We start from the raw sequence: 17,962 nt of genomic DNA, 5'->3' as shown, positions 1-17,962 counted from the left end.
ACCCCCCTGTCACCCTCGTCCGCCGCGGGCCGGTCGACCGGCGACAACCACCAGCCTTCACCGCCCCCGGCAGAACGTCACGGACAACCGGACTATCCGGACAGGAATCGCTTCCCCGCAGCTCACGGCCCTGCGCATGGCGGACAGCGCCGGACAGCGCCGGAGTGCCCAGCACCGAAACAGAACACCGAGGAGAAGCGTGACGGAGGACGACGGAACGCTGGGGCCCGGTCGGCGGTTCCTCAGGGACGGACTCGGCCGGCTGTTTATGGAGTCCGGACTGACCCCAGTCCAGGCCGTCACCGCGGCCAACATCCCGGACACCGTGATGCCACTGTCGAAGCAGCGGGTCAGTGAATGGCTCGCCGGAAACCCGCCGAGTTCCTTCGGCCAGCTCTGGGTGCTGGTCCGGACACTCCTGATCGCAGCGGGCCAGGAAGCCCCCGAAGACCTCCGGGACAAGGCGCGCCGTTGCACCAACGAGACCAGACGCGCTGAGATCCACCGGGCCATCGGCAGGTGGGACCGCAGTAAGGGGTACTGGCAACAGGTCTGGCAGGACGCCTGCAACGAACCCGGTCCGGCCTCCGACCCGCGGCTACTGCGTGCCTACCTCACCGCCGCCCGCCAGGCCGCCACCGCCCACCCCTACTCCTGGTCCGACGACGTGCCGCCGCTCGCCGAGATCCACGTGCGCCAAGAGACCTACCCCCCTGCGAACGCTGCCGAGCCCGCGACAGGCCGACCGCAGCGGGCGGATATGGATGAGAGTTTGAGCGCCGCTCACGTCTTCGGGGCTGCCGAACCGCGCTGCGTCCTGCTGGCGGGCCCCGGGGGCGGCAAGTCCACCCAGGCCCGGATCCACCTGGCCGCAGCCACCGACCGCTGGCTGCGCCGGCTCGCCCGACGCCGGGCCGACCGGGGCGACACAGCCGTCCCCGTCCTGGCCAGAGCCACCGCCCTGACCGGGACCGCACCCTTGCCCCAGGCCCTCGCCGCCAGCGTCGCCGCCGACCTTGCCGAACACGGCCTGCTCCAGGACCTCACCGGCCTTTTCATCCGCCACCCCGTCCCGAAGACGCCCTGGCTGGTCGTCGTCGATGGCCTCGACGAGATCCCCGACCACGGCGCCCGCACCCGTCTCCTGCGCACCCTCACGGCGGCGGCCGACGCCCACCCCTCGCTCTACCGGTTCATCGTCCTGACCCGCCCCCTGCCCCCCGGCGAACTCGACGTCCTCGGCACCGAGACGACCTGCTACACCCTGCAACCGTTCACCCCCGACGACCTCCTCGGCTACGCCCGTCGCTGCTTCCACGACCTGGACCGGTACACCCTGCCGAGCGGCGAGGAACACGCCGCCGCCTTCGTCTCCCAACTCGCTGGATCCGGGCTCGACACCCTCGCCCGGACCCCGCTGATGGCGTTCATGCTCACTCGCCTCTACTCCGCCGACCCCGGCCGGGCCCTGCCCGAGGGCCGAAGCGCCGCCTACCGCGCGTTCGTCGCTCTCGTCTACCGGCAGAACGCCCACAAGGGCATCGCCCGCACCCACGCCGAAGCCGTCCGCGACCTGGTCGACCGCCACCAGGACCCCGCGGACCGGCGGAACGCCGAACAGGCCGCCCGCCAGGCCACCGACCACCTTGGCGAGATCATCGACCACCTTGCCCACCAACGACTCCACGGCTCCACCGAACCCGCCGCCCGGGCCGCGGCCCGCCACCCCCGCGCCACCTGCCCCGAGGGCATGGACGAACAGCACTGGTACCGCTTCCTCAACGACCTCCTGCGACCCACCGGGCTCCTGGTCCAACGCGGCCACGACCTCGACTTCCTCCACCAGACCGTCACCGAGTACCTTGCCGTGCGCCACGCCGGCCGCGACGAACAGGCCCGCGCCCAGCTCCTCGACGACCTCCTCCCGAACGACTGGTTCCCTCGTTACTTCGGCCCCGACCCGTCCTATTTCGGCTTCGTCCTCGACGCCCTCCTCAGCTCCCCCGGCCCGATCGGAACCGAGACCGCCAGCAGACTCGCAACGGTCACCGACCATCCGGAAGCCTGCGGCTTCCTGGTCCGGCAGGTGCGGCTGAGGACGAACCTCCCTCCTGAAGCAACGGCAGGACAACTCGCCCGGTATGCAGCGGACACCGACCTGTCCGACTCCGACCGGGTGAACGCGGCCCGCGGCCTGGCAGAGCTGGACGGCCACCGGGAGCATGGCGCCGAACTGCTCCTGAACTTCGCCGGAGGTGCTGCCCTCGCCGACCTCCACCGGGTGCAGGCGGCCCGCGAGTTGACAGAGATGCATGGGTACCGAGAGCGCGGCGCCGAGCTGCTGGCCGCGTTGGCCGAGGATGCCACCCTCAGACTCTCCGAACGAGTGACGGCGGGCCAGAGCCTGGCCGAGCTGGACAGCCACCGGGAGCTCGGCGCCGATCTCCTGGCCGCCTTGGCCCAGGAGATCGCCCTCGAACCCCCCATTCACCCCTCTGCCGTGGTGCGGGCGGCCGAAGGCCTGGCCGGGTTGGACGGCCACCGGGAGCAGGGCGCCGACCTCCTCGTCAGCCTCGCCGAGAACACCGCCCTCGACTCCTCCAAACGCCTGGATGCGGTCCAGAGTCTGACCAAGATGAACGGGTACCGGGAGCGCGGTATCGAGCTCCTCGTCCAGCTCGCAAACGACACCGCCTTCGCCCCTCGCAATCGCGTGGACGCGGCCGAGGAGTTGAGCAGGACGGAGGGGTGTATGGACAGCGAGGCCGAATACCTGACCGCCATGGCCCAGGACCCCGCTTTCGAGTGCTACGACCGCATGCGGGCGGCCGAAGTCCTGGCTGGCTTGGACGGGTACCGGGAGCGCGGTGTCGAGCTCCTCGTCCAGCTCGCCGAGAACACTGTCTTCGATCTCTCCGACCGTGTCGAGGTGACTGAGCAGTTGGGCAGGCTGGAGGGCTGTGAGGACAGCGCGGCCGACCTCTTGACCGGCATCCTCCAAGACCCCGCCCTGGACGCCTTCGACCGAACCATCGTGGTCAGAAGCCTGCTTGAGACACGCGGCCACTGGGATCGAACGCTTGCCCTTGTCGTCCGGCTCGCCAAAGACACCACCCTGGAGCCTTCCGACCGAGTATGGGTGGCCCGTCAGCTGGGCTATAGGGAAGATGGTGAGGACCTGGCAGTCGAATTGCTAGCCGCCTTTGTTCAGGACGCCGCCTTCTGCCCTGAAGCTCGTGTGGAAGCGGCCGTGGCGCTAGACGGGATGGAGGGCTGTGAGGATGCGGCGGCTGAGCTGCTGGCCTACTTCGCCCACGACACCACCTTCGACCCCTACGCCCGCGTGGCCGCGGCCGGACACCTGGCCAGTAGGCAGGACTATGCGGATGCGGCAGCTGAGCTGCTGACGGCCTTCGCCCACGACACCACCCTCGACCCCTACACCCGTAGGTCCGCGGCTCGGGACTTGGGCATTATCGGTCGTGAGGGCAGGGTAGCCGACCTCCTGACTGCCTTCATCCGGGATCCCGTCAGCGACCCCTCCTTCCGTGTGGACGCCGCCTATGACCTGGCCGACCTGGTGGGATACTGGGACCAGAGCATCGAACTCCTCACCCAGTTCGCCGAGGACACCACCCTCGACGCGTCCGCCCGCAACAAGGCCGGTTCCCACCTCTCCGCCCTTCGTGGTTGGAAGTCCCGGCCGAAGAGGCGCAGCTGGTCGTGAACCCCTCCGCGATGCTCAGCCGACCCGTCCCGTCGTCGCGCACCGCAGGTTCGAGCAGCGACAGCGTCCGCTGCTGGGCATCGAGGCCGACGCGGACGCCGACCGGCATCGGCAGGTTCGGGCTGGCGTGCCCGAACTCGACGTTGCCCAGGACCGGGACGTCGCGGTCGCCGAGGACGTCTTCGCGGGTGGGTCACCTGAGTTCGACGGCGTAGGAGTCGCCGCTGAATTCCCAGCCGTCGGTGCCTTCGCCGATGTCGGCAACGATGATGTCGTCGATGAAACGGTCTTCGAAGTCGTCGTCGCGCAGGTCGCCGGCCAGCCAGAGCGTTTCGATGTCGCTCCAGTCGCCGCGGCGGCCGTCGATGCGCAGGGGGGCGGCGCGGCGGGTGCCGCGTTCGCGTTCGTCGTTACCGGTTTTGACCTTGCCGCTGATCTCGAACTGGCCGTTCTTCACCGTGTCGGGGAGGGGTTCGGCGGGGACGATGGCGACGTTCTCGTAGGCGGTGTGGATGAGGTCGCGGTAGCTACGGCGGACGTTGTATTCCGGATCCGACAGCCACTTGATCAGGGTGTCGGGTCGGACGTCGAGGCCGGCGCTCTCCAGGGCTTCGTAGCCGCGGTGGGTTCCGGTGAGTTGGCTGAGCTGGGCGTGCCAGTGCTTGGCGCTGTAGGTGGAGAGCCGGTGGCGTGGGGTGACCTGGGTGCGCAGGAGGTCGCCCAGGGCGGCGCCGAGGGAGGTGCCGCGCCCGGTGGGTCCGGCCATCAGTCGTCACCTTCCGGGATGAACTCGCCGGCCTGGAGGAACTTGGCCTTCACTTCGCCGAACCCGGTCCCGATCCGGTACGTGTTGGGCGGGGTCTTGTCGGGGGTCCAGAAGATCGCGGCGTCGACCTTGCGCAGGGCGATCAGGGTGTGGCCCTCCTGGACGGCTTTGAAGGCTGCCATCCAGTGGCGGACGGAGGCTTCGGCGACCATGCTCATGCGCCAGTCCGGCCGCCAGAACGGCGACCGCTGCTCCTGCCGCTTGGGCCACAGCAGGCGCAGGGCGATGGACACGCGCGTCTTGTAGGCCGCGTACGCGTCGCCGCCGACCTGGACGAGGTCGGCGCGGGCCTCGCGCGCCGCGGTGTAGAAGGGCTTGAACAGCGACTCGTTGGCCCTGCCGGTCCAGGAGTCGTGGATCCTCACCCGCTGGGTGAGGTGGCCGTCGCGGTGCAGGCGTTCCAGCTGCTTGATGTGCGGGGTGGTCACCCACACGCGGCCCTGCTCGTCGGTCCGGTCGATGAGCTGTCCGAGCGGGTGCGGCATGCCCGGGACGTTCCACTCCGGGATGTCGATGAGGTAGATGCCGGCCTGGCTTTTGTCGAAGGCGTTCAGGGGGCCGGTGTGCAGGAGCTTGTTCGGGGCGAGCGGAACGGCAGAGCAGGCGGAGGGGTAGGAGCCGTTGCGGTCGATCAGGCACATCAGCCCGTCCCCGAAGGAGGCGGGGACATCGAACTTGTCGCGGCGTACCCGCTTGCCGTTGTCCCGGATGTGCGCGACGCGGGTGCTGGTGACGTCCGGGTGGACCCACTTCGGTTCGCCGGACATGTCCTCACTGATCAGCGGCCACGGCCCGCTCTCCCGGTCCTCGGTCCGGATGACGGGGATCGGGTGCATCTTCGAACGCTGCACCGCGTCCTTGAGGATCTTCAGACCGGGGAAGACGGCGCCCTCCGGCTCCTCTTCCTCATCGCCCGGCACCAGGCCGTCATCATCGTCCCGTGCCGCGTCCTCGTCGTCGCCTTCGGCGGTGGTGTCGCCCCCAGCCGACGGGGTGCCACCGACCGCAGCGTCGGCCGGCGGCTGGGTGGTTGCCGCGGCCGGGACAGCGGCGTTGTAGGCGTGCAGCGCCGCGGTGAGACGCCGTCCCTCGGCGCTATCGGGTGTCCGCACTCCGGCCGCGGCCATCGCCTTGAGCTCGGTGTGGAGTTCGTCCAGGTCCTTCACCTGGCCGCCTGCGAGCGCCGTGCGCAGGGCCGCGAGCAGGTGGACAGCCTCCGCGGCCAGTCCCTTGACGGCTCCGGAGGTGAAGGGCAGAGCGGCGTCGGCCAGTTCACGGTCGGCCGCAGTGCCCACGCTGTCCGGCAGACCGCTGCCGGCCTCAGTGGTGATGGTCTCCTGGGGCGCGGGCGTGGTGTCGAGGAAGCGGGCGTGGGCGAGGTCGGGACGCAGGCTGGTGCTGGCGATGATGCCCAGGTCGCGTTCGGCGACGGTCACGGTCGTCACCTGCTGGCCGGGCACGGTGGCCAGGGTGAGGATGACGTCCGCGTCCAGAAGGTTGACGATGGCCGGGTCGTCGGTGTCCAGGACCGCGATGACCGGTACGTGCTGGGTGCGGGCCAGTTCCCGCAGGATCTGGCTGGCTTCGGGAAGGTGTTCGCCGGACAGCGGCAGGCGCGGGTTGCGGGCCCGCTGCAGCCGGTCCACGACCACGAGTGCCAGATTGTCGGCGAGGGGCGCGGTGTCGGCGATGGCTTCGGCGGTCAGGTCGCTGCCGTCGTCGATGAGCAGCGGCGCGTGACGCAGCCGCTCGACGACCTCCTGCTCGTGCGGGGTGAGGACGCCGGTCTTGAGGCGGGCGTAGTCGCCGCCGGCTTCGGCGGCGATGATGCGGCGGGTGATGTCCGCACTGCTGGGGCCCGATGCCGCGTACAGGACACGGGCGTCTCGGGCCAGCGCGGTGCGGGCGGCGGCGAGACCGATCAGACTGCCGCCCACCTGAGGTTCGGCGGCGACCAGGACCAGGCGGCCCGGGTGCAGGCCGCCGGTCGCCTGGTCCAGACCTGCAAGGCCGAAGGAGAGACTGGCTGCAGAGCCGGTGGACAGGACGTCGCCGATGGCGTCGCCGAGGGTGGCGAGGCGGCGGCCGCGCTCACGGGTGGGAGTGGGCTGGGTGTTCACCGCACCTCCTGCGGTTGCCGCGTCCGCTGCGGCCGGGTCGGATGGGGTGCTGGTGATCGGGCCATCGAGGGGCAGCAGGACGGCGACCGGGGTGGCATATCGTCTCAGCACCTGGGGATGACCCTGGGCAGCCAGCGCAATGAGGTCGCCGAGTTCCTTCTGAGCCGACCCGAGGGAGTGCGTGGGCAGCCCGTTGGCGTCCGGGCGCCGGGCGGCAGGAAAGTGGTCCAGCGGGGCCAGAAGGGCGCGCACGCCACGATTGCGGATCACCGTCGACCGGGCATCTGAGCCCTCGGCCAGCTTCACCAGAGCGTGCAGTTCCTCGCGGGCCTCGGACACGTTCTTAACGGCCCGGCTGCCGGCCTTCACCGTCTCGTCCTGCGGTGACTGGCTCAATTGCCCTCCCCGTACTCAACTGACCACCAGAATACCAGAATCCACTCTGAAACAAGTACTAAGTCACACATCTACTGCATTCATGTCACCCACTCGATTGATTTTCGGGGTGAGTTGACGGCATAGAGTCCAGCCAGCCTCCCGATCCAGCAAGACCGCGTAGCGGAGGCCGCGGTCACCTGGTGACCGCGGCCTCCGAACACCGTCTCCGTGGACGGCACACCAGATGTCGAACGCTCAGGCCCGACCGCGCTCCGCCGGCTCCTGTCCGCGGGCCAGCTCCTTGTACGCGAGGTACCCGGCAGCGGAGTACGCCTTGCCCAGCACTCCCGCGAGCTGCTCCGCGATGAGCAACGCCGCGGCGTACCGCTGGACTTCGTCGCCCTCGCGGTCCTCTACGGGGGCCTTGAGCACGGCTAGGGCGGTTCGCATCTCCCCCGCGCAGCGGGTGAGGAAACTCAAGATCCGGTAGGCATCCAGCGGGTAGTCGATCCCCTGGTGCCGCAGGTCGGCAACGAGCATGGCGATGAAGCGGTCCGGGGTCGGTTCCTGCTCGCTGGACGCCTCGTTGTGGGCTTGGCGCTCGATGACGGAGTCGGCCTCGCCCAGCTCTCCCGCGAGTCGCTCCGCCAGGGCGGAGAACTCGGTGTAGCGCTGGAGTACGTCCTCGAGCGGCTCACCTCGGTAGTCGCTCATCAGCAGCCCCTGGTCCTGGAGGCTTTCCACGGAGGTCCTGAGCAGGGTGAGAGCTGTCTTCATCTGCTCGGCGCAGCGGGTGAAGAGGGCGTAGATGCGGTGGGCCGGCACCTGATGCCCGGTCTCACCGTATTGAAGATCGGAGACGAGTTCGGCGAGGGAGCGGGCCGCGTTTTCCGCGTTCTGGGCGACGTCTTCGGTGGTCTCGCTCATGGGGATCCGGCTTTCCTTGCTGGGGTGGTGGGGCGCAGACGATCGGTGAACGGGCTGCGGGCGCGAACCGGAAGCGGCAGCAGCGCGGTGTCCGGTGCTGTTCCGCTCGTGTCGCGCGCCGGCCTGATCCGCAGGATCGGTCTCCAGTGGTGGGCGGCCTGCAGCACTTGGGAGGACGCCACCCTGATCCGTGCCGGGGACGGCTTCGACGGTGTCGGACAGGCTCGCCCATCCGATGTCCTGGCCGCGGATGAGGTCGGGGTGCTGCCGGCCGTAGAAGGCCCACAGTTCCAGTGCGTCGTCCAGGAGTTCCGCACGGTCGGACTCAGGCATGTTCTCTACGCCGACCGGCAGCATCCGGGCATCGCCTCCGCAGGCGCGGGCATTCTGGACGAGGAGGAAAAACACCCGCGCGGGCCCGGCGGCGAAGGTCCGCGCGTCCGCTCCGCGCGACGCGTGCAGGCCAAAGACGGCGCCGGCCGCCATTGCGACCGCGAGCGGGTCCGCCTCGAGGAGCCTGGCCGACAAAGAGCGCCGGCAGGGTGCGCATCGCTCGATGGACGCGCCAATCAGGGCGGCCGCTGTCCGCAGGTCCGGCGCAGACTCGATGCCCCACCGGCTCGGATCCGCGGGCCGGAGGTCCATGCTGGACGGACCGTTGGCATGGATGTGGAGGGTTCCCGCGTTGGCGGCGGTGTAGGCGGCACCCTGGCGGCGGCTTCTGTTTCTCGCCCGGCTCTTGCGTCCGTGGCTCTTGGTCATACGGCTCTCGCATCTTCCCGCGCCCGGCCCCATGACCCGATGCGCGCGACGAAGAGCGGCATGCGGAAGGCACAACGGCCTTGCGGCCGCCAGAACTATCGCCTCACACTGATGCTCACAGTCCGGACCCCTGCTGGGGTCCGCGGGCACCTTCGCCGTGGTGCGCCCCGGTCATGGGCCAGGGTGCGGGCTTGGGCCGATGCGCCGGCCGGTGTCCGCACTGTACCTCTCGGCAACCAGGCCCCGGCACTGAAAGGCAAGAGATCATGCCCTGCCGCGTCCGGCCTGCCCGATCCCGGACCGGCGCGCTCAGCAGTCGTCGTCCAGGTCGTTGTGCTCCGCCTCCAGTCGTTTGAACAGGTCGTGGAGGCGTCGCTCTGCTTCCGGGCTCAGCGGTCCGGGCGCCGGGTGAGGTGCGGTGGCGCGCAGTGCCTCGGCTGTGGCATCGGCGGCGGTGAGTGCTTCGGCGATCGCGGCGCCCAGCTCCCGGATACGAAGCTGCAACTGTGCCCGCTGCTCAGGACCGGCGCTGGGAAACTCGGCACGCAGGGCGTCGCGTTCCCACTGCATCTGCTCGATTTCGGGGGATGCCTCGGTCGTGCCAGGATTCATCAGCCGGCGGGCAGCCGCCTCGTCATGCTCAAGGCCCGGGACGGCCGCGGCCGCGTCCAGATCATTGCCGCGCCAGTACCACCCGTGCTCCGCCATCGCCTCCTTCGTCCATTCCAGCAGCAGCCGCGCCCCCTCGTGGCTCCGCTCCATGTCGTGGCCGCCGCCCGAGGCGAACCAGAACAGCAGGGCACCTGCCGCCTGCTTCTCGCCGTCGCACGCACTGCACAGCTGAAGGTGGATCGGCCTGCCGGCAGTGTCGTCTCTCGGCGCGATGCAGCTGATGATCAGATCCTTGCCGCACCGGGAGCACGGGGGCAGCAGGTCAGAGATCTCAAGACGGTGCACTTCACTCCTCACGGAACACGTGAACACACCCAAGGTCCCCGCCAGGTACAACGTCAACCCCTGGTGCTGGCTGCCCACCACGGCGCCCTCCGCCTCTAGGCCGCGCGCCATCGCGGTATCGCGGCTGCAAGGCGACAGACCCCCGCGCTACAGGTGGGCGATGCGGCTGTGCGGGGCTCGGTGTGCGCGTCGGTTGGGCAGGGGGCCGCTGAGCAGGATGAGGCGGGCCGCGCGGTGGCGCTGGCCGGTGTAGGGCGCGAGGAGTTGCAGCATCAGCTCGTCGGTGCCGTCGCGGCGGCCCGTGAGCGCGTATCCGATCTGCACGGGCAGGTGAAGATCTCCGAGGGTGAGGGCGTCTGGTGCGCCGAGGGCACGCTGCAGAGTCTCCGCCGCGGTCCAGGGGCCGATCCCGGGGATGAGCTGGAGGCGGGCAGCGGCGGCAGGCAGGAGCATGGCTGCGGCTTCTTCCAGGCGCGGGGCGTGCTGGCACGCGCGCAGGATGGCGGTGGCCCGGGCACGGTCGACGCCTGCGCGGTGCCATTCCCAGGACGGGATCATCCGCCACACCTGCGGAGGGGGCATGACGCGCATCCCCGCTGGGGCGGGCCCGGGTGGCTGTTCTCCGTAGCGGGTGAGGAGGCGGCGCCAGGCGTAGTGGGCGCTGCCGGTGGTGATGCGCTGCTCCAGCACGGTGGGCACGAGGGATTCCATGACCAGGCCGGTGCGCGGGAGGCGCAGGCCTGCGTGCCGGCGGTGGGCTTGGGCGACGATCCGGTGGCGCGGGATGAGTGCGGCGGGGTCGTCGTCGGCGCCGAGCAGGGCAGGGAGGGTTTCCAGCGCCCAGGCGGCCCCGGGCCCCCAGGCGTCCCCGGCGATCACAGTGCCGTCAGCCGGACTGACATGCTCGGTGATCTTCAGCGTGACGGGACCTTGGGGTGTGCGGCACGTGCGCCACCACGTGCCGTCCGCCTCCCGCCGGCAGGCGGGGTCACCTCTGCCGTGCCGCAGCACCCGCAGCGTGCGGGCCAGATCGTACGGCTCGGGCGGCACCCATAGGAGACGGGGCATGCCCCCACCCTAGGCGGCGCCCACGGCAGGCCGTAGGTCGCGCGTCCACTCCTGCCAGGCGGCGGCTTCGACGTAGGTCTTCCGAAGCGGATTGTGCTCAGCGGTCAGACGAGCACGCGAAGGAGTGACAGCTTCACCCATTCGCACGCTTGTGCGAATGACGGTTATGGTGGATACCTGGAGAGGTCACAGGTCAGGGAGGGCCGCAGGAGATTCTGGAGGTGTTGGACGGTGGATTTACTCACCTGCACGTCGCCTCCGGCTACTCGGCTCGCTACGGAGCTTCCCTGCCCGACGTCCTCGTCCAGCGCGCCGCCGAGCGCGGGATGACGACCCTGGCGCTGACCGACCGGGACACCGTCGCGGGCACCGTCCGTTTCGCCAAGGCCGCAGCGGCCGCTGGTATCCGCCCTGTCTTCGGCGTCGACATGGCCGTTGCCCCACTCACCGCACCGGACCCCACAGCCGTTCGTACGCGGACGCCGGCGCGCGGCGGGGCGCACGTTCTGGAGCCGCCGCTGCGGATCACGCTGCTCGCGCAGAATCTGTCGGGGTGGGCGCGGCTGTGCCGGCTGGTGTCGGCTGCGCACGCTGAGGCCGGGGATGGCCTGCCGGTCGTGTCGTGGCCGACCCTGCGGGCGTACGCGGATGAGGACCTGGTGGTGATGCTCGGACCGTCAGCCGAGCCGATGCGGGCGCTGTCCGCCGGCCGGCCCGACATCGCGGAGCGGCTGCTCGCTCCGTGGCGGGACCTCGCGGGTGACCGGCTCCGTCTGGAGGCCGTGTATTTGGGGCTGGAGGGCACCGGGGCGGGCTCACTGCGGCTGGCGGCGCGCACCGTGGGCCTGGGCGACCAGCTCGGCGTCCGGACAGTGCTGTCCCAGTCCGTCCGCTATGCCGACCCCGGCCAGCACCAGCTGGCCGACGTCCTGGATGCCGCGCGGCTGCTGCGGCCCATCGACCGTCGGCTCCTGGACAGTGGTGAACGGTGGCTGAAGGGGCCGCAGGCGATGGCCGCGGCCGCCGAGCAGGTCGCGCGCGCCGTCGGCGACGGCCGGGCCCGGGCCACCCGTCTGCTTGCAGAGACGGAGGCCACCGGCCAGTCCTGCACTCTCACCGCGGCCGACCTGGGGATGGGGCGGCCGCACTTTCCCGAGCCGTCTGTGGTGGGCGTGGGGCCCGAGTCGGGGTCGGCGATGCGGCTGCTGCGGCAGCGCTGCGAGGCCGGGATGATCGCCCGCGGCCTGGACCTCGACGAGCCTGCTGTCCGGCAACTCGACTATGAGCTGGACGTGATCGGCCGGCTCGGATTCGAGGGCTACTTCCTCGCGGTGGCTCAGGTGGTCGCAGATACCCGGGCCCTGGGGATCCGGGTGGCGGCGCGCGGGTCCGGTGCGGGCTCCATGGTCAATCACTCGCTCTTCGTGGCCACAGCCAACCCTCTGTCTCACAGGCTGCTCTTTGAGCGTTTTCTTTCAGAACGTCGCACTTCGCTGCCCGACATCGACCTGGACGTGGAGTCGGAGCGGCGTCTGGAGGTGTACAACGCGATCATCGAGCGGTTCGGGAAGGAGCGGACCGCAGTCACCGGCATGCCCGAGACCTACCGGGCCCGGCACGCCCTGCGGGACACCGGCCTCGCTTTGGGAATTTCGCCGCAGGTGATCGGTGAGGTCGCCAAGAGCTTCCCCCACATCCGTGCCCGCGACATCCGAGGCGCCCTCGCGGAGCTGCCGGAGCTTCGTGAACTCGCCGGACGCGCGCAACAGTTCGGGCCGTTGTGGGAGCTCGCGGAGGGCCTGGACGCGCTGCCGCGCGGGTACGCCATGCACCCCTGCGGGGTGATCATCTCGAACGCGTCGCTGCTGGACCGCGTTCCGGTGCAGCCGACCCCGGCCGGATATCTGATGTTGCAAGCCGACAAGGAGGATGTCGAAGATCTCGGCCTGCTAAAGCTCGACGTGCTCGGCGTGCGGATGCAGAGCTCGATGGCCCACGCGGTCGCCGAGATCCGCCGGGCCACGGGCCGGGTCCTCGACCTGGACAACCCTGATCACGTCGACCTAGACGACCCGCTCGCCTTCAAGATGATCCAGGCGAGCGACACAGTGGGACTCTTTCAGCTCGAATCTCCAGGTCAGCAAGATTTGGTGGGCAGGCTCCAGCCCCGCCATATGCAGGATGTCGTCGCGGACATCAGTCTGTTCCGGCCCGGCCCGGTCAAAGGAGGCATGCCGGCGCTGTTCATCGCCGCCCGGCACGGCGCGACTCCGCGCTACCCGCACCCTGACCTGGAGCCGGTACTGAACGACACCTACGGCGTCGTGATCTGGCATGAGCAAATCATTGCGATCTTGGTCCGGATGACCGGCTGCGACCGGGCCGCAGGTGATGTCGCCCGTCGCGCCCTGGCCGACCCGGACCGGTTGCCGAGAGTGGAGGCCTGGTTCCGCCGCACCGCCGGCGAACGCGGCTATGCCACGCAGGTGCTCGACGAAGTGTGGTCGATCATCTCCCAGTTCGGGGCGTACGGATTCTGCCGCGCGCACGCCGTGGCTTTCGCCGTTCCGGCCCTGCAGTCCGCCTACCTGAAGGCCCACTACCCGGCATTCCTATATGCCGGACTCCTCGAACACGACCCAGGTATGTGGCCGATGCGGGTCATCGTCGCCGATGCCCGGCGCCACGGCGTGGCCGTGCTACCGGTCGACGTCAATGCTTCCGGCGCCCGGCACTGCGTCGAGAAGACCGACGAGCGCTGGGGCGTGCGGCTCGCCCTCTCCACGGTGAAAGGGATCAGCGAGACAGAGACCGAGCGGCTGGTCGCCGGGCAGCCGTACAACAGTCTGCAGGACCTGTGGCAACGGGCCCGTCCGTCCCTGCCCCTCGCTCAGCGCCTCATCCGGATCGGTGCGCTCGGCCCGCTCGCGGGCGGCCTGACCCGTCGGGACCTGCTGCTGCAGGCGAGCGAGCTGCACCGCCAGTCCCGCAATCGCCGGGCCGGGGAGGGACAGCTGCCCCTGGGCGGGGAACTGGTGACGGCACAGGCGAGCGGCCTGCCGGAGATGACCGGCCGCGACAGGCTGAGTGCAGAGCTGGAGACCCTGTCGATCGACGTCACGCACCACCTGATGGACCACCATCACCGGCTCCTGCGCGAGCTCGGCGCCACCGACGCCGCCCACTTGAAAGGGATGGTTCCGGGCCAGAGGGTGCTGGTCGCCGGCGTGCGGGCCTCCACGCAGACGCCGCCCATTCCGAGCGGCAAGCGGGTGATCTTCGTGACGCTGGAGGACGGCTCCGGGCTCGTGGACATCGCCTTCTTCGAGGACTCTCACGAGGCGTGCGCCCATACCGTTTTCCACAGCGGGCTCTTGCTGGTGCGGGGAACGGTCGAAGCGCGCGGGCCGCGGCGCACCGTGGTCGGAAAAATGGTGTGGGACTTGGACGAGGTGGCCGCCGCCCGCCGCGACCACGGCCCGCAGGCAGCCCTCGACCTCCTCGGCCGCCCCTCCCCCGCACGGACACCCGCCCAGCCCGGTACCTCGGCGCCTCAGCGGACCCTCACGGACGGCACGGCAGGAGCGAAGCTCCACCCGTACGCCGATCTCCAGCCCGCCGGGACCAGGTCTGCAGACCTGCGTCGGCTCGGCCACCGCAGTCAGGGAAGTGCCGGGTGAATGCCGTGACCAGCCGCAGCATCTTGCACCTGCGCTTCGACATGCCTCCCGGTTTCGACGCCGAGCTCCCCGAGCAGCTGCGACGCCTTTTGGAGAACATCACCCCGCGGGTGCAGATGATCGAACCGGACAGTGTCGTCCTCGACCTGACCGGCGCGCTCCCCTATTTCCACCAGGACCCCCGCGGCCTGACCGAACTGATCCAACTACGCATCCTCGCGTACTTCGGGGTGAGCAGCGCCGCAGGGGCTGCGCCGTCCCGGATGCTCGCGGCGATGGCATGCGCGCTCACCGGGCCCGGACGGCGCCTGGTCATTGACGACTCCCCCGCGGCGGTCCGGGCCTTCCTGCGGCCGCGGCCGGCCCGGGAGCTGCCCGGGGTGGGCGCCCGCGCGGCCGCGACGCTCTCCGACTACGGGCTGCACACCGTCGGCGACGTCGCCGACGTCCCCCAGCTCACCCTGCAGCGTCTCCTCGGCGCCCGCCCGGGCCGCACTCTCCACGAACATGCCCACGGCCACGACACCACCGCGGTGGACCCGACCCCCACGCCGGCCAGCATGAGCAGCGAGCACCGCTTCGACCGCGACGAACTCGACCCGGCCCAGCACCGGCGGGCCCTGCTGGCCCTCGCCGACGACCTCGGCGCCCGCCTCCGCAGCTCCGACCAGATCGCTGCCGGCGTGACGTTGACCGTCCGCTACGCCGACGCGAGCTCCACCCGCCGCAGCCGCACCCTGCCCGAACCGACCCAGCACACCGTGCTCCTGGCCCGAACCGCCTACACCCTCTACGACTCCCTGAACCTGCAGCGCGCCCGGGTCCGCGGCATCGCGCTGCGCGCCGATGCCCTACGGTCCGACGACCGGGCCTCCCGGCAGCTCACCCTCGACAGCAGCGACGACAAGCCGCTCGCGATCGAAGCGGTCGCCGACCGGGCCCGGGCCCGGTACGGGCACAACCTGCTCTACCCCGCAGCCCTCGCCGTCACCCGACGTCCACCTACCGGCGTCGACGCCCCCTGAGATAATCCCGACGGCTTGTTCTGGTGTTCCTCGACCCCCGAGGAGTGTCACGTCCAGCAACGTGCAGCGGGGGCGTGTTCGACGACGTGTTGAGTGACCAGCGTACGTAGGCGACTTCCTCCGAGGAGGTTCAGGTCTGTGGCATAGCTGAGGAAGGCAAGCACGAGTCAGGCGAGCATTGAACCTGACCGGCCATTGGCCGGCCCTCCCCGCACCCGGTAGACGCCAGGGCTTACTCGGTCGGATTGTTCGGCGACGATTGGCGCCAGCGTCTTGGGCCAAGTCGTGCGCAAGTCCCACCTCGCATTGATGGGCAGAGTCATAAACCGAGTACCAGCAAGTTGCGCCCCGATCAAGTTGGCGCCGGTCAGGTTCGCGACGGTCAGGCTCGCGCCGGTCAGGTCCGCGCCGGTCAGGTTCGCGCCGGTCAGGTTCGCGCGGAACAGGTTCACGTTGGCCAAGCGCGCGCCGGTCAGGTCCGCCTGGATCAGGTCCGCGCGGATCAGGTCCGCGCCGGTCAGGTCCGCGCCGACCCGCGTGGCGCGGGTCAGGTCCGCGCTGGCCTGCGCCGCGCGGGTCAGCTTCGCGCGGGTCAGGTTCGCTCCGGTCAGGTTCGCTCCGGTCAGAATCGCTCCGGTCAGAATCGCGTCTGACAGGTCCGCGTCCGACAGGTCGGCGCCGGACAGGTCGGCGCCGGACAGGTCCGCGCCGGACAGGTCCGCGCCGGACAGGTCCGCGCCGGACAAAAACAGCTTGGGCTGATCGGGAGACGCCTGGCGGAGTCGTGCGGCTTCGGGAACTGCTTTGTGGGGTGCAGCCGCTGTGTCCTCGGCGATAGCCGCGGCGGTGTCGGTGATGGCATCAGCGTCGGCGTTGGGGCATGCGAGGTACAGCAGTCCGCGCAGGCGGGCTGCATGCTCGGTGCGTTCGGCGTCCGTCACCACGTCTCCAGGGTAGGCCGGGGGTTCACTGCTGGGGCCTTTGCTGCTTGACGCAGATGGGGCACCGGTAGCCGGCGGGATTATCGACCGCGAGGAGAAAACCAACGGCCTCACGCTCGGCCCAACGCACAATGTCCGCTGCTCCGGTAAGCGGGGGGGCTGTGGTTCCCATGATGACCTCAATCAAGTGAGTAAAGTGCCGTTCCGCCTTCTTCCAGTCTGGCTCGGCGTCCGGGGCGGCTCCCGCCACCGGATGGCGGGAGCCGAAGGACCGGACTGCCGCCTTGACGGCATCGCTGCCCTGTTCGTACACCTCGTGCAAGGTGATCACGGGCTTCCCCCGGCGGAGGGAGGCGTTTGTGGCCGTTCGGCCAGATAGCGCAGTTCGTCGAGCACGTCGCCGAGCTCACGCGCGTGGTGGGCCTGGATCTGCTCAGTGATGACGTAGCCGGCGGCCGCGCCGATGATGGCGGGGATCACAGCCCAGCCGGTTAGGGAGAGTGGCCAGGCGCACCACTGGGGGTGGACCGCCGCAGGCGAGGTGATGCCGGTCATCACCTCGTAGGCGGGTGCCCAGCCGATCAGGAAGCCATTGAGCAGGTACAGCACCAGGCACGCCGCCAGCACGGCGATACCGCGGCTGATCAGCCAGAAACCGAACCGTGGCAGAGCATGCCGGTCGGCCCACCATGCCCGCAGCTGCTGCCGTCGGCTCGGGGGCGGGGGCCCGCAGGGCGAGGGCGCAGGTGTTGAGGACACAACGCTCACCGTAAGGGGGCGATCACTCGCACAGGAGGCGAACGTCAAGTTCCGCAGGCGTAATTGGCGAACACCCAGTGCAGAGCCGCATCGTCATCCTCGAGGACCGGAGAAAACGACCTCTTACTGATCCCGTCGTTTCAGGCCGCGGGCAGGTCAAGGAGTTGGGGGACACCGGTGGCATGGGGGTAGTGCTGAAATCGTGGCAGGAGGTCGTCGACGAGCTTCACGCAGCGGGGGGCTGCGTAGCGGTGCCCACGGAGCGGACTCAGGCCGCGGCCGCCTTCACGAACCCTTCTCTCCAGTCGACCTCACGCCCCAGACCTGGCTGACGACTCCGACGCTGAGCGCGTCGGGCGGACCTCGGGGACGTTCAAAGTCGTTGACAAGCCTCGCGCACCTTCGTAACTTTGGAACAAGTTGAGAAGTTAAGAGGGTGGGTGTGATGCTTCAGATCCAGTTGGGACCGGAACGGCGCGTAGCGCCCGACGACAGTCTCCGCCGGACGACGATCGGGTGGCGTACAGGAATGACGGAGGACGAGGCGTGGGAAGCAGGCCGCGGCATCTGGAAGTTCAACGCGGACCGTGCTCTTGCCCAGGATGAGGTGCAGATCGTCAGTCCCCAGGGCGTCGTGCTCGCCGTTGCCACGATCACTGGGATCAGCAAGCACCGCGGCCGGTACGCCCTGGAGGGCGAACTCCTGCGCGGGGATGCCCGGGTAGGGAAGCCCACCACCACCCCGCATCGGTCCCGCAACTCAGTCGCCTACTTCTGAACCCCACACTGTCC

General features: G+C 69.8%; 12 protein-coding genes and 1 pseudogene. 4 read left to right on the top strand and 9 right to left on the bottom strand.

The window, feature by feature from the left end; translation table 11 throughout:
* Positions 1-199: 199 nt before the first annotated feature.
* The gene (locus ACFWI4_RS10890; RefSeq protein ID WP_387193598.1) at positions 200-3,727 is read left to right on the top strand and encodes a hypothetical protein; all 3,528 of its coding nucleotides are present in this window, start codon (positions 200-202) and stop codon (positions 3,725-3,727) included.
* Between the two features lie 37 nt (positions 3,728-3,764).
* On the opposite strand, the pseudogene ACFWI4_RS10885 reads toward ACFWI4_RS10890, so the two are convergent.
* The 6 genes and pseudogenes from ACFWI4_RS10885 to ACFWI4_RS10860 form a co-directional block, all read right to left on the bottom strand.
* Positions 3,765-3,908: pseudogene (locus tag ACFWI4_RS10885) on the bottom strand (LD-carboxypeptidase); the annotation flags it as partial.
* Between the two features lie 12 nt (positions 3,909-3,920).
* On the bottom strand, positions 3,921-4,493 hold the full coding sequence (locus ACFWI4_RS10880) for a hypothetical protein (RefSeq protein WP_387193595.1): 573 nt from the start codon (positions 4,491-4,493) through the stop codon (positions 3,921-3,923).
* Positions 4,493-7,069 (bottom strand): DnaB-like helicase C-terminal domain-containing protein, encoded by a 2,577-nt coding sequence (locus tag ACFWI4_RS10875; RefSeq protein ID WP_387193592.1) that lies wholly within the window; start codon positions 7,067-7,069, stop codon positions 4,493-4,495. The genes ACFWI4_RS10880 and ACFWI4_RS10875 overlap by 1 nt, the downstream gene beginning before the upstream one ends.
* A gap of 237 nt (positions 7,070-7,306) precedes the next feature.
* Positions 7,307-8,740 carry a hypothetical protein gene (locus ACFWI4_RS10870; RefSeq protein ID WP_387193589.1) on the bottom strand — a complete coding sequence of 478 codons (1,434 nt, stop codon included), beginning with the start codon at positions 8,738-8,740 and terminating at the stop codon, positions 7,307-7,309.
* 309 nt (positions 8,741-9,049) lie between these two features.
* Positions 9,050-9,778, bottom strand: a complete 729-nt coding sequence (locus ACFWI4_RS10865; protein WP_387193586.1) for a DUF6300 family protein — start codon at positions 9,776-9,778, stop codon at positions 9,050-9,052.
* A gap of 66 nt (positions 9,779-9,844) precedes the next feature.
* Complete coding sequence (locus ACFWI4_RS10860) at positions 9,845-10,765, bottom strand: DNA-3-methyladenine glycosylase family protein (RefSeq protein WP_387193583.1); 921 nt, start codon at positions 10,763-10,765, stop codon at positions 9,845-9,847.
* Positions 10,766-10,986: 221 nt separating this feature from the next.
* Between ACFWI4_RS10860 and ACFWI4_RS10855 the strand changes: the two genes are divergently transcribed.
* Positions 10,987-14,445, top strand: coding sequence for a DNA polymerase III subunit alpha (locus ACFWI4_RS10855; RefSeq protein ID WP_387193580.1), 3,459 nt, complete (start codon positions 10,987-10,989; stop codon positions 14,443-14,445).
* A 5-nt stretch (positions 14,446-14,450) separates the two neighbouring features.
* Complete coding sequence (locus tag ACFWI4_RS10850; protein WP_387193577.1) at positions 14,451-15,470, top strand: hypothetical protein; 1,020 nt, start codon at positions 14,451-14,453, stop codon at positions 15,468-15,470.
* Positions 15,471-15,637: 167 nt separating this feature from the next.
* Here the strand turns inward: ACFWI4_RS10850 and ACFWI4_RS10845 are convergent, their stop codons facing one another.
* Genes ACFWI4_RS10845 through ACFWI4_RS10835 form a run of 3 tightly spaced genes read right to left on the bottom strand, consistent with a single transcriptional unit; the run spans position 15,638 to position 17,170 of the window.
* The gene (locus tag ACFWI4_RS10845; RefSeq protein ID WP_387193574.1) at positions 15,638-16,414 is read right to left on the bottom strand and encodes a pentapeptide repeat-containing protein; all 777 of its coding nucleotides are present in this window, start codon (positions 16,412-16,414) and stop codon (positions 15,638-15,640) included.
* Positions 16,415-16,436: 22 nt separating this feature from the next.
* Complete coding sequence (locus ACFWI4_RS10840; protein WP_387193571.1) at positions 16,437-16,742, bottom strand: hypothetical protein; 306 nt, start codon at positions 16,740-16,742, stop codon at positions 16,437-16,439.
* Positions 16,739-17,170, bottom strand: a complete 432-nt coding sequence (locus tag ACFWI4_RS10835; RefSeq protein ID WP_387193568.1) for a DUF6313 family protein — start codon at positions 17,168-17,170, stop codon at positions 16,739-16,741. Before ACFWI4_RS10835 ends, ACFWI4_RS10840 begins: the two co-directional genes overlap by 4 nt.
* 529 nt (positions 17,171-17,699) lie before the next feature.
* Between ACFWI4_RS10835 and ACFWI4_RS10830 the strand changes: the two genes are divergently transcribed.
* Positions 17,700-17,948 carry a hypothetical protein gene (locus ACFWI4_RS10830; protein WP_387193565.1) on the top strand — a complete coding sequence of 83 codons (249 nt, stop codon included), beginning with the start codon at positions 17,700-17,702 and terminating at the stop codon, positions 17,946-17,948.
* The last annotated feature ends 14 nt before the right edge of the window (positions 17,949-17,962 follow it).

The organism is Streptomyces sp. NPDC127038, from assembly GCF_042725875.1.
Classification (GTDB): Bacteria; Actinomycetota; Actinomycetes; order Streptomycetales; family Streptomycetaceae; genus Streptomyces.
This window is presented reverse-complemented; position numbering and strand designations above follow the sequence as displayed.